The organism is Nonomuraea sp. NPDC005983 (genome assembly GCF_040614375.1).
Lineage (GTDB): Bacteria > Actinomycetota > Actinomycetes > Streptosporangiales > Streptosporangiaceae > Nonomuraea.
This window is the reverse complement of sequence record NZ_JBEXUP010000001.1, coordinates 127579-139595: the sequence shown is the minus strand read 5'-3', so window position 1 is coordinate 139595 and position 12017 is coordinate 127579. Positions and strand designations below refer to the sequence as shown.

Genomic DNA, 12017 nt, shown 5'->3' with positions numbered 1-12017 from the left:
ACCCGCCAGAGAGGAATTCACCATGAGCACCACCAACCCCGCACCAGCGCCCGCCCCCACGAGGCCCACAGCAAACGCCTTCCCATGGCCCACGCCCGCAGGGCCATCACCTCGGCTCGCCGACGCGACACGCATCCGGCTTCCCCAGGCGGCCCCATGAACGCGCCAGTGTCCCCCGAGCTGGTGGAGGCGGTACGGGTGCGCCTGGCGCGGGCCGGCGTGGAGCCCAGCGCCGCGCAGGTGGCCGTCGCGCTACGCGCCGAACGATCGGTGTACGGCGACGCCGAGATCCTCGCGGTCGCCCGAGCCCTCTGCGCGGACCTGATCGGAGCAGGCCCGCTGGAGCCGCTGCTGGCGCGGCCCGACGTCACGGACGTCCTCGTCAACGGCCCCCGCGAAGTCTGGATCGACGACGGCCGCGGGCTTCGACGCGCGCCGGTGACCTTCCCCGACGAAACGGCGGTACGCAAACTGGCCCAACGCCTGGCGGCCAGTGCCGGGAGACGTCTCGACGACGCCTCACCGTACGTGGACGCCCGGCTCGCGGGAGGCGTACGCCTGCACGCCGTCCTGCCGCCGATCGCCTCAGGCGGCACCTGCGTGTCGCTCCGGCTCCCGCCACGCCGCACCTTCACCCTGACCGACCTGGTGGCGGCGGGCACGATCCTGCCTCCAGCGGTCCCGCTGCTGACGGCGATGGTGACGGCCAGGCTGGCGTTCCTGGTGACCGGCGGCACAGGCACTGGCAAGACGACCGTCCTCGCCGCATTGCTGTCCCTCGCCGACCCCGGGGAGCGCCTCCTCCTGGTGGAGGACTCAGCCGAGCTCCGCCCGCTCCACCCGCACGTGGTCCGCCTGGAGTCGAGACCCGCCAACCTGGAGGGCGCGGGCGGCGTGGGGCTGCGCGACCTGGTCCGGCAGGCGCTGCGGATGCGTCCCGACCGCGTGGTGGTCGGCGAGGTCCGAGGAGCCGAGGTGGTGGACCTGCTGGCCGCCCTCAACACCGGCCACGAGGGCGGCTGCGGCACCTTGCACGCGAACACGGCGGCCGACGTGCCGCCCAGGCTCGAGGCGCTGGGCTGCGCGGCGGGGCTGAGCAGGGACGCCGTCCACAGCCAGCTCGCCGCCGCCCTGGACGCGGTCATCCACCTCACACGCGACCGCGTCGACGGCCGTCGGCGCATCTCGGAGGTCTCGCTGTTCTCCAGAACCGCGCAGGGGTACGTCCAAACCGTCCCCGCTCTCACCTTCGACCAGGCAGGCCGCTCGGCTATCGGCCCCGGCTACGAACTCCTGGCGAAGAGGACGTCATCATGACGGCAGCACTGCTGGCCATGTTTTCCACAGCCCTGGCAGCGTGGCTGTGGACAGGGCCCGACCTCGCGACCACGCGCCTGATGAGGCTCCTCTCCCCCGAGAAGACCTTCGACTGGCGGTCGATGCGACGGCTGCTGGTCCGTCCGAGCCGCACCCGCCTCGCCGACGCATGGCGCCGGGCGTCGATAGAGCTCTGCCAAGCACTGTCGGCAGAACTGACCGCCGGCCGCACCCCTGGAGAGGCCGTGGCCAGGGCAGTGGCAGCCGTGGACTTCCCCACCTCCGAGGCACTCCGTCCGCTCATCGCGGCGGCACGAGACGGCGGCGACGTGTCAGCGGCCCTCCTCGCCCTGGCACCTCCACAAGGTGGCGAAGGCCTGCGCCGCCTGGCGGCCTGCTGGGAAGTCAGCGTGACGGTAGGGGCCGGCCTGTCCGCGCTGGTGGAACGGGTGGCCGGCACGCTCCGCACCACCCAGACCCACCGCCAGGACGTAGCAGCTCAACTGGCGGGCCCCCGCACCACAGCCAGAATGCTGGCCGCCCTACCGGCCCTCGGCCTCCTCATGGCCGGAGCCCTGGGCATGCACCCCGTGGGCTTCCTGTTCGGCACCCTCCCGGGCCTCGGCTGCCTCGTGGCCGGCATCACCCTGGACGCCTGCGGCCTCTGGTGGACACACAAGATGGCCCAACGCGCCGAGGGCTCCTGACCATCAGGCCACCCCCCCATCACTCCAGCCCAACCGCCACAAACAAACCCCAGTCCCCACAGCCAGGGAGATCCCCACGATGTTCGGATTTCTGTGCGCCTTCGCGACCGCCCTAGCCACCTGGCTGTGGATATCTCCGGCCACCCCCGCGGAACGCCTGTCACGTCTCAGGCCCACCGGCGCCGCCCCTCCTTCGGATGCCCAAGAGCCATCCATCCGAAGCTGGATCGGCCCGCAACCACGCTCCGGCTCGCCAAGTCACCCTGGAGCTCCACCCGCTCATCCCAGATCGCCGCACCCGCCGACCCGCCCCGGAACCGCGCCCCTGGTCCACCCGGGCAATTCCAGCTCGCCCGACCGCCACACGACGCCGAGCTGGCTCACCACGTCCGGCGCGCCACGGCGACGACTCGACCGCCGCACAATCGCCACCTCCGCCTGCACAGGGCTCGTCATCGGCCTCCTGGTCGGGGGCGGCACCGGACTCGTGGCCGGCGTCACCGTCGCCGTCCTCGTCGGCGTGGTCCTGCACAGACGAGAGGACCCTGCCATCTCCCGAGACCGCGAACAGATCGCCGCCGACCTGCCGTTCGCAGCCGACCTCATGGCCGCCTGCCTGATCGCCGGAAGGCCCGTCAGCTCGGCCACCGACATCGCCGCGACAGCGATCGGCGGTCCACTCGGCGAACGCCTGTCGTGGGTGAGCGCCCAACTACGCCTCGGCGCCGACCCCGAACCCACGTGGGCCTTCCTCGCGAGGAATCCGGCGACGGGTCAGCTGTCGCGAGCGATGAGCAGAGCGGCCCAGACAGGCGCTCCCGTCGCGGACGTGCTGTCCCGTCTGGCCGACGACGCCCGGGAGTCCGCCAGAGCAGCCTCGATCGCCTCAGCCAGAAGCGTCGGCGTCAAAGCGGTGGCACCACTGGGCCTGTGCTTCCTTCCGGCATTCGTCCTGCTCGGCATCGTCCCCGTAGTCGCAGGCCTGGCCTCGACCATCACCCTGCCGTAGCCGCCCATCCGCAAGAGCGACCACAAGCCCCCGCGCCTCACTCAGCGCCCTCTCCACCCTGCACAGCGTCGCTTCCACACGCCTATCCACAGCGCTCCTACGAGGGCTTCCCCTTATCCACAGAACCTCGTTCGGCTCGATGCCCAGATGGCCGGCTGAGCAACTCTTGGACCCAACGCCGGGGCATAGCCGGCCACACCCTCTGGAGGAACGATGCGCGATTCCGTAACCGAAGGCACCCCCACGGAAACCACGCCAGCCGCCATAGTGGCAGCTCCACAGGCCCGCCACTGGTGGTCGACGAGACGAGCTCTCATCGCAGGGCCACTTCGCGACCGCGGCATGTCCACAGCCGAGTACGCAGTCGGCACGATCGCCGCCTGCGCGTTCGCAGCGCTGCTCTTCAAGGTCGTCAGCAGCCCAGAAGTCTCGGAGATGCTCACAAAGCTCATCGACCAAGCCCTCAAGACCACCGGATGAGCCGACACCCCATGCCATCGATAACCGGACATCCACCCTCTGAACGTCGATCTGCCGAACCTCGGCCGGCCAAACGCCAACCCGCCGCCCCTGAACCGGCCGAACTTCGAGCCGGGCCTCGACCTGCCGAATCCGAACCAGCCGGGTCACCACCCAGCGACGCCCTCCGATGAGCCCAAGCCCGACAACACCCGCCAAAACCACGAAGCAGTCGCCATCACGAGGTTCGATAACAGCGGAAACCGCCGCGGTGCTGCCCGCACTCATGATCGTCCTAGCCGCAGCGCTGTGGGCGATCCAGGCCGTCGGGGCGCAACTCGAATGCGTCGACGCGGCCCGCACAGCGGCACGAGCCGCAGCCAGAGGTGAGCCACTAGACCAGGTACGCGCCCTGGTCCACTCCGCCACCCGCCCGGAAGCGCATGTAGACGTGAGCCGAACCCCAGACAGCACCACAGTCGAAATCTCTCTGGACGTCCGCCCAGCGTGGGGAGCCTCTCTCCCTGCCGTACGGGTTACAGCCTCCGCCACCGCCGCTACGGAGAATGACACCTCAGCACCTCAGTGATGAGACCTCACCGAAGTGATGTTTCAAGGGCCAATCAGATCAACTCCAGTCCAGTCTGATCGCAGCCTGGATCCACAGACTGCGATCAGGCCCGGCCCGCCGGCCTCCTCAACAACACCCCGACGGTGACCGAGCATCAGCCCCTGACAGGGCACAGCACGACAGCGCCCCAACCTGAGCAGACCGCGTGACCGAGTGCAGCACGACAGTGACCTCTAACGGGATCGGGTGCCTTCGGCCAGTCTCGCGAGAGCCGGCCTCGGCCCGGCACGCAAAGCCCGGCCTCAGCCCATCAAGCGAGAAAGTCCCGGCTCACATGACGAGAACCGAATCCAGCCACTCACCCCACGGGATCGGAGGAACATGCCTGCTCAGCGCGGAGATCGCGGTTCCGCGACGCTCTGGGGCGTGGCGCTCATGGGGCTCTTGATGGCAGTCGCCATGGCCTTCACCACGGTCGGATCAGTTCGTGTCGCCCGCCATCGGGTAAACGACGCCGCCGACCTGAGCGCCTTGGCGGCAGCCAGGCTCGCTGTCATCGACCCGGACGGCGCTTGTCTCAGAGCAGCAGATCTGGCCGCAAGGAACGGCGTCAAGCTGGTGCGGTGCACGATCAGTAATGAAATCGCCGACGTGCAGACCTCGCTACCGATCACGCTGCCAGCGGTGGGCACCCGAACCCTCACGGGGAGATCGCGCGCAGGCCCGTCGCAGTCAAGCCCATCCGGGGCCGGCGAGTAGATGGATCCGGTCCCACCAGGTCCGTCAGGTGCGCGCTCCGGCCACCAGCAGGAAGAGCGGCACCCGACGACGTCGTTCCAGCTCGGCCTGGTCTCCGTTGAACCGGTCCTCCCGGGGAGCACACTCACGAAGGGAAGTGAGGCTGAAACCAGTGTTCCGCAGCACACGCACGTAGTCCTCGATCGTCCGGTGGAACCAGGTGACAGTCCCGCCGAGCCAGTTCCGCTGTCGCGGCCCTTGGACGAAGTAGTCATCGACAACCCAGTTGGTACGTGCGGCCTGCGTCCCGGCGTCGTGCGAGGTCAAGACGGGGTGAACGACCGTGAACACCACTCGCCCACCCGGCGCGAGACAGGCATGGCAGGCCGCGAGCACCGCCTCGACGTCATCCACATAGTGCAGAGCCAGACGAGAAACGACCAGGTCGAACGCACCCGACGCAGCAAAGATCATCTTTGGATCGAACGAGCCGGACGCGCTGAAGATCACCTCTGTGTCCAACGAGCCAGGCGCAGCGGGCGATGCCTCCCGGCAGAAGGAGTTCCGCGCGACGGCGAACTCCTCCATGTCCATGCGTTCGACCCGACCAGAGGTCCCCCGCAGCATCGCCCTGGCCTCTTCGACCATGGCAACCGACCCATCCAGCCCCAGATAGCCACGGCAGCCACCGTCCAGCAGGATCCTGCCGATCGCGGCATCACCGCAACCAAGATCAAGAACTCTCAAACCGACGCAAGGACCCAACGCCTCCAGCAGCGCCGGCTCCTCCATCACGTGATTCGGGCTCGTCACCCCACTGTGCCGGCGACGGAGATACTGCTGCCGCGCCTCGGGCACGTCGTAGAAGCGGCCACCGCGCTGGGATGCAGTCACACCCTCGAAGTGTAGATCCAAAAGCGCCCACCGCACGGTGGCAGTACCGGCGGACCCGGCGATAGGCAGTCGAGCGCGTGTGAGAACGCCCTTCCCAGCGAACTGGCCGTCGATCAGCTGACACTCCCGCCTGACCAACCGGCCAGGAGTCGGATCACACATCCTTGCCGGAGGTGTCGTATCGGCGGATCCGCGGATCGTCTTACTGGTGAGGGCCAACGGCGGGCCTGTCCCCGCGTGGAGCTCGTCGAGTGGGCAGGGATCACCCGGGGGCCAGACTCGGCGGACGCCGGCCGACGGAAGTAGCAACAGATTCAGAGATGGAGCGGGTCATGAATCCGACGATGAACACGATCGACATCGTGGTGTCCGACATGGACGCGACGATCGCCTTCTACGCCCGGCTGGGGCTGGATTTCAAGCTCGACCCCAACATGCCCGAGCACGCCGGGTGCGACCTGCCCGGTGGGCTGCACCTGATGCTGGACACCGAGCCGTTCCGCACGCCGTTCCTGCCCGGATGGACCGCCCCGACCGGCGGGCCGCGCACCCTGCTGTGCTTTGAGTTCCCCGTCCCGGACGAGGTGAGCGCCAAGTACACGGAGCTGGTCGAGGCCGGCTATCGCGGGCTCAAAGCGCCTTTCGACGCGTTCTGGGGCATGCGTTACGCCACAGTGCTGGACCCGGCCGGCAACGGCGTCGACCTGTACGCCGCGCTCCCGGCAAGCTGACATCAGTCGGCTTTCGACCGCGCACACGCCATCAAGGAGGAGGCCAGGCATGAAGTACGTGCTGATGTTCGCCGAGACGGAGGAATTCGCCAAGGAACTGGAGGCGATGGGCGAGCTGGAGCGGGATGCGGCGTATGAGGCGGTGGGCCGCTGGTTCGCCGCGAACGCCGACAAGATCACCCATCACGCGCACCTGGCCCCGGTCCACACCGCGACCACGGTGCGGCTTCAAGGCGGCGGGGAACCGGTCATCACCGACGGACGTTCGTGGAGGGCAAGGAGGTGGTCAGCGGTTTCGCCGAGGTCGAGGTGGCAGACCTTGACGAGGCGCTGATGCTGGCCCGCTCGTGGCCCGCCTGCCCGATCGTTGAGATCCGTCCCGTCTCATGACCGATCCCATGGGCGAGCAAGTGAGCCGGGAGACCCCGGCCGACACGGCCCGCCCACCCGACCACGAAGATCCGCCCCGCCTCACGACCAACCTCAAGGGCGAACAAGTAAGCCGGGAGACGCTGGCCGGCGTGGTGCGCGAGCACGCGGGCCTACTGGCCGCGTCCCTGGTGACGCTGCTGGGAGACTTCTCCGCCGCCGAGGACCTGGTGCAGGACGCGGTCGAGACGGCGCTGCGACGCTGGCCGGTCGAGGGCGTGCCGGACCGGCCGGATGCCTGGTTGTTCACTGTGGCCCGGCGGCGGGGGCTGGACGTGCTGCGGCGGGAGTCGAACTACCGGGCCAAGCTGGCCCAGCTGACCTGGTCGGCCCCTCCGGCGCCGGATGACCGGCTGCGGCTGATCTTCACATGCTGCCATCCGGCACTGTCGCGCGCTGCGCAGATCGCGCTGACCTTGCGGGTGGTGTGCGGGTTGAGCAGCGGGCAGGTCGCCGCAGCGTTCGTGGTGCCTGAATCGACCGTGGCGCAGCGGCTGACCCGCGCCAAGCGGAAGATCGCCGAAGCCGGCATCCCGTACCGGATTCCGTCCGATGAAGCCCTTCCCGAGCGGCTGGGGCAGGTACTGGTGGTCATCTACCTGCTGTTCAACGAGGGCTACCTGTCCAGCACGGCCGAGCGTGCGCAGGCCCGCAACCTGGTCGAGGACTCCGAGTGGCTGGCCGCGTTGCTGGCCACCCTGATGCCCAAGGAGCCCGAGGTGGCCGGCCTGCTGGCGTTGATCCGGCTGCACCGAGCGCGCGGCGCGGCCCGCTTCGACGCCGACGGCCATCTGGTGCTGCTGGCCGACCAGGACCGTACGTTGTGGGACCACGCCGCCATCGATGATGCGACCGCATTGCTGACACGGACGGCGCGCACCTACCGGCGACCTGGTCCGTACCAGGTGCAGGCCGCGATCGTCGCCTGTCACGCCGAGGCGAAGCGGTTCGCCGACACCGACTGGCAGCAGATCGTGGTCTTGTACGACATGCTGCTGCACCTGTCACCATCCCCGGTCCCCCGTCTGCACCGGGCGATCGCGCTTCGGTACGTCCATGGGGCGGAGGCAGCGTTGGCCGAGCTGAAGGAGTTGAGCCAGGCGCTCGAGCGGTACCCGCTGTTCTACGCCACCCGTGCCGAACTGCTGCGTGACGTGGGACGCCTCAAGGAGGCCCGGCAGGCCGATGAGCGGGCGCTGGAGCTGACCGCCAACCCGGCCCAGCAGGCGCTGCTGGAGGAACGACTGAACTGGAGCTGACGCTCCGACCTCCCGAACCGATCCAGCGGTCGGCGGACTGACGCAGCTCATGAGCAGTGGGACGCACCAGCGCTCACCGCTGCCAGCACCAGGCGCTCATCAGGCGACAGGACACGCCGCGTGATCGCGGTTCGCCTTCGGAAGCTGCCTGCGACGAGCGCGGTCGTCAGATCTGGGCGTCACCATGCCGCCCGCAGAGCGCTGGCCTCTGGCGGCCGGCGGGCGGCCGGCTGCGCGGTCGTGCGGCACTGCCGACGGACGGCCGTGCGGCACTGCCGACGGGCGGTCGTGCGGCGCAGCCGACGGCGGCGGGCGACGGCGGACGCGAGCAGCGGGCAGCGGGCAGCGGGCAGCGGCGGGCGGTGGCGGACGCGAGCAGCGGGCGGTGGGCGGCGCAACGGGCGGAGCCCGCTTGGGGCCGGACAACGCGCGGGTCCAGCTTTCCGGCCGGAGACCTCGACGGCGGGTCCGCCTGGCGGATGGTGGTGGGCGTGAGACGGAAAAGCGGCGACCCCCGCCGGGGGGGAGAGCGGGGGTCGCCTGATCGGTCCGGCTCCGGGGGGGTAGAGCCGGTCCCGTTTCAGAAGAAAGCTTTCATCACTTCACCAGATCCTGGCAAGGGAGTTGCAAAGCGATGCCATGCACAGTCACTCCAGTTTCTGGTGATACCCCCGTATGCTGCCCGATCAACTCGAGTTTCGTCGAGGAGCAATCTCGCATTTTCGCCAATTTTTTTCGCTGCACCGATAACGATCACATAAAGCCGATCACTCTGCGTGATCGTCACGGATTGATAACCGAGCCGACGGCCGAGGCGTGACGATATGCCCCGGCCCGATCGCCGGACCCGGGTAAAGGTCTTGCTATCAGGGGTTCCCATCAGGGTGGATCCGACGTACAAAGGGGTTACGGACGACTTGTCCGGGTGCGTCAGCCGGGCACCCACGCGCGACCAGCCGCGGGAGGCGCGTCGAGACGGGCTTGACCCGGTCCGACGAATAGAGGTGCACGCTTGGTAACCCGGTGTGACGCACCGGCAGACGGCGTCTCACACGAGACGCCGTCAGCTATGTCCGAAACCCCAGGCCAGGCCGTCGAAGCCCCCTGAGGCGCATGGGCCACTCAGGCCCAGCGGAGCTCGCGAAGCCACCAAAAAGTCACCGCGAGGTCAACTCTGGCCATGTCGGGCTTCTAAGTGATCTTTAGCCCGTGGTCGCCGCAGCTGTCCGAGCTGCCTTGACCAGCCAGCTCTCCTTGGCCGCCGCCCAGATCGCCTTCACAGATGCAGGCACTCGCCGTCACAGCTGCAGGCCCCCTTGAGCTGTACAGATCCCTGGGGTCGCCCGGGTTGCCATCGTGGGCGCACCTGGCCTTGAGCTACATAGGTCGCTGGTGTCCAGGATGCCTTCGTGTGTTGCGAAGGCGTTGACGGCACGCCTCCCCAGAGGCAGATCGACGGAGTGACGCTGGCGGTGGACGGCCCAGTCCTGGATGGCCCGCATCGTGGACGGCCGGTGGCGAGTGACAGGTGGCGGGTGGCAGGTGAGCCGGTGGCAGGTGGCCGACGAGCCCGTGGCGATGAGCCCCGCGGCGGACGAACCTGTGACGGATGAGCCAGGGGCGCATAAGCCAGAGACGGCTGATGACGGATGAAGGCCGATGGCCGGTGGCGGATGCCGCCACGGCAGGTGCACCGGGGGCGGATGAGCCAGAGACGGCCGGTGACGGACAAGGGCCGATGGCCGGTGGCGGATGCCCCCACGGCAGATCCGCCAGGGGCGGATGAGCCCGTGGCGGATCAGCCGTGCCAGATGAGCGCGGGATGGCCGGGGGGAGAGAGATGAGCCGGGTGGATGGTCGGCGGTTGGTGGCCGGTGGGGATGGGCCGGGGCGTTCGGGCGGCGTTGAGGTGCGTCGGCTTGGCGGAGGCGTTGCATGCCGAGCGGTGCTTCCACGTCGCGGATCAGCGGTACGGCGGGTTTGGCGAAGGAACGTGACCCCAACGGGTCCCCTGAAGCCGCCCAGGTCGGCGATAGCCGGCCAGGTCACCTTGAGTGCCGTAGCTCTTCTTGAGCTGCGCTGGTCGCACTGGGGGCGACCCGATGCACGTAGCGCTGGAAGCACCGTCCAGCGGGCGTCCTGGGGTTGGTTGTACGGCGTTGAGTCGTGCTGGGGTTGGTAGTACGGCGTTGAGTCGTGTGGGCAGGCGGCTGGCCGTCGGCTTTCTGTCAGCCGCGTTGGAGTGCTTCGCAGATCGCGGTGGTCTCGCGGACGCCGAGGCTTACCGCCGCAGCGCAGTGTCGTATCCACTCCGCGACCCCTTCGGGCGTTCCAGTCAGATAGGCGCGGAGTGCGTCGGCGTACGGAAGTTCCAGATGTCCTACCTCGACGACAGCCAGCGACTTGGGGTCCAGCCCGTACTCGACCAGGGTGAGCCGTTCTGCCGAGCGGGCGACGATCCCGTCGGCCGTCCCGAACGGGCGGAGCACGGCGAGCTCGGCATGGACGATGGCGGCCAGCACGATCGCCGGGGCCTTCGTCGGGCTTCCCAGCAGGTCGAGCAGGTTCTCCATTCGGGCGGCGGCCTCGGCGGCGCCGGGAGCGGGCCCCAGGTCGAGCGGGTCGGCAGTCGCATCGCCGGACCGGGGACGTCCGACGTCCGCCTGATCAGCCAGTCCGGCGGCGGCGACGGTGTGCAGCCGGGCGAGCACCTGGCGAGGGGCCTTGCGCCAGGTTGCGCCCAGGCGTCCCATCTCGGCAGATACCCGCAAAGCTCCCTGAACGAGTGGATCGTGGACTTCGTCCCGGCGCAGGGCGTCGAGGGAGACGTCCACTCCCTCAAGGGACGCCGAGGCGCGCGCGCCACGCAGCGACGACTCGGTGGAAACCGCGGGGCTGGCGCGACGCAGGACGCGGTGGCGGTACAGCCTGTCGACGGCCTGCCGCGCCTCTTCCACCGCCTCGGGGACGCCGGGAAGTTGCCCGAGGACGGCCAATGGGTCACTCACAAACATTCGACTCTACCTGCGGTGGAGGTCGTCTCCGCGTTCGAGGTGGGCGATTCCCGGCTGTTGGTCTGTTGGTGCTGCTGGTGAGGCGGTACCTCTCACGGTGCCGAGCGCCGGCCCTGGTTGGTGAGGCGGCACCTCTCATGGTGCCGAGCGCCGGCCCTGGTCTTCGCGCGGTGCGGGCGTTGGTCTGCCCGCCTGTCCGGGGGCCAGGACGTGGATCGGCGTGCTGATGTCCAGGTGGGTGGGATGTCCAGTTCACGAGAGGCCGGACCGCACGACAGCGGACAGCGGCAGCGGACGGCGGCAGCGACAGCGGCGGACGGCGGTAGATCGGCTCGCGAGCAGGCTCGGAACGGCGGAGGCAGAAGGGAGTGGCTTGGCTCGATGAGTGCGGTGATGTGGGGGTGGGGGTGCAGTTGCGTGGGCATGCGGTCGCGTGGAGGGGCGAGAGCGCCAAGGCGCGGTCGTGGGGTTGGAGGTTCTGTCGTGTGGGGTGCGCAGGTGCGGCCTCGTGAGGGTGCGGTCGTGTGGCGGGTTTGGAGGTACGGGGGCGGGACGTGCGGTCGGATGTGGGGGTGTGGCGCGATTTGCGTGAGTACTTGGGACGCGCGGGCGTTCGCGCGCGAGTGACTCTGGTCACCCACAGCGGTCACCTGGGGGTAGCCAGTCCGACCGACTCACGAGCGTCAGATGCTCGGGGACGCGCGGCGTAGGTCACGGAGAGCGGTCGCCTGGCGGTCGGCGGCACGTGGGACGGGACGGTCGGCAGGCGCGGGAAAAGGGAGCGACGGCGCGGGGTGGGCCCAGATGTGAGGGGGGCCCATATTGCGGCGCCAGGCGGGCTCGCAAGGGCCCCAATTGGCCCGTTCCACATTTTTCAGATTTCAGGATG

At 69.1% G+C, this 12017-nt stretch carries 13 protein-coding genes; 9 read left to right on the top strand and 4 right to left on the bottom strand.

The genetic code is table 11. From position 1 onward, the window contains the following. The first annotated feature begins 156 nt into the window (after nt 1-156). Both ABZ297_RS00675 and ABZ297_RS00670 read left to right on the top strand, forming a co-directional pair. Entirely contained in the window at nt 157-1317 is a 1161-nt protein-coding gene (locus ABZ297_RS00675; protein WP_355337166.1) for a TadA family conjugal transfer-associated ATPase, read from the top strand. Next, nucleotides 1314-2024 carry a type II secretion system F family protein gene (locus tag ABZ297_RS00670; protein WP_355337164.1) on the top strand — a complete coding sequence of 237 codons (711 nt, stop codon included), beginning with the start codon at nt 1314-1316 and terminating at the stop codon, nt 2022-2024. The genes ABZ297_RS00675 and ABZ297_RS00670 overlap by 4 nt, the downstream gene beginning before the upstream one ends. Before the next feature lie 279 nt (nt 2025-2303). On the opposite strand, the gene ABZ297_RS00665 is transcribed toward ABZ297_RS00670, so the two are convergent. Continuing rightward, complete coding sequence (locus tag ABZ297_RS00665; protein WP_355337162.1) at nt 2304-2480, bottom strand: hypothetical protein; 177 nt, start codon at nt 2478-2480, stop codon at nt 2304-2306. A gap of 31 nt (nt 2481-2511) precedes the next feature. On the opposite strand from ABZ297_RS00665, the gene ABZ297_RS00660 reads away from it, so the two are divergent. The 4 genes from ABZ297_RS00660 to ABZ297_RS00645 all read left to right on the top strand — a co-directional run bounded on the left by ABZ297_RS00660 (nt 2512) and on the right by ABZ297_RS00645 (nt 4822). Then, nucleotides 2512-3033 (top strand): type II secretion system F family protein, encoded by a 522-nt coding sequence (locus ABZ297_RS00660; RefSeq protein ID WP_355337160.1) that lies wholly within the window; start codon nt 2512-2514, stop codon nt 3031-3033. 213 nt (nt 3034-3246) lie between these two features. Then, nucleotides 3247-3513 (top strand): DUF4244 domain-containing protein, encoded by a 267-nt coding sequence (locus ABZ297_RS00655; RefSeq protein ID WP_355337158.1) that lies wholly within the window; start codon nt 3247-3249, stop codon nt 3511-3513. A gap of 169 nt (nt 3514-3682) precedes the next feature. Beyond that, complete coding sequence (locus ABZ297_RS00650) at nt 3683-4081, top strand: TadE family type IV pilus minor pilin (RefSeq protein WP_355337156.1); 399 nt, start codon at nt 3683-3685, stop codon at nt 4079-4081. 363 nt (nt 4082-4444) lie between these two features. After that, nucleotides 4445-4822 (top strand): Rv3654c family TadE-like protein, encoded by a 378-nt coding sequence (locus tag ABZ297_RS00645; protein WP_355337154.1) that lies wholly within the window; start codon nt 4445-4447, stop codon nt 4820-4822. A gap of 24 nt (nt 4823-4846) precedes the next feature. On the opposite strand, the gene ABZ297_RS00640 is transcribed toward ABZ297_RS00645, so the two are convergent. Then, complete coding sequence (locus ABZ297_RS00640) at nt 4847-5695, bottom strand: class I SAM-dependent methyltransferase (RefSeq protein WP_355337152.1); 849 nt, start codon at nt 5693-5695, stop codon at nt 4847-4849. Nucleotides 5696-6027: 332 nt separating this feature from the next. Here ABZ297_RS00640 and ABZ297_RS00635 point away from each other — a divergent pair, with 332 nt between their 5' ends. The 3 genes from ABZ297_RS00635 to ABZ297_RS00625 all read left to right on the top strand — a co-directional run bounded on the left by ABZ297_RS00635 (nt 6028) and on the right by ABZ297_RS00625 (nt 8114). After that, nucleotides 6028-6426 (top strand): VOC family protein, encoded by a 399-nt coding sequence (locus ABZ297_RS00635; protein WP_355337150.1) that lies wholly within the window; start codon nt 6028-6030, stop codon nt 6424-6426. A 49-nt stretch (nt 6427-6475) separates the two neighbouring features. Beyond that, complete coding sequence (locus ABZ297_RS00630) at nt 6476-6760, top strand: hypothetical protein (RefSeq protein WP_355337148.1); 285 nt, start codon at nt 6476-6478, stop codon at nt 6758-6760. 64 nt (nt 6761-6824) lie between these two features. Continuing rightward, nucleotides 6825-8114 carry a DUF6596 domain-containing protein gene (locus tag ABZ297_RS00625; RefSeq protein WP_355337146.1) on the top strand — a complete coding sequence of 430 codons (1290 nt, stop codon included), beginning with the start codon at nt 6825-6827 and terminating at the stop codon, nt 8112-8114. Between the two features lie 580 nt (nt 8115-8694). Here ABZ297_RS00625 and ABZ297_RS00620 read toward each other — a convergent pair. Beyond that, the gene (locus tag ABZ297_RS00620; RefSeq protein WP_355337144.1) at nt 8695-8901 is read right to left on the bottom strand and encodes a hypothetical protein; all 207 of its coding nucleotides are present in this window, start codon (nt 8899-8901) and stop codon (nt 8695-8697) included. 1441 nt (nt 8902-10342) lie between these two features. Next, nucleotides 10343-11128 carry an oxidoreductase gene (locus tag ABZ297_RS00615; protein ID WP_355337142.1) on the bottom strand — a complete coding sequence of 262 codons (786 nt, stop codon included), beginning with the start codon at nt 11126-11128 and terminating at the stop codon, nt 10343-10345. Nucleotides 11129-12017: the final 889 nt, after the last annotated feature.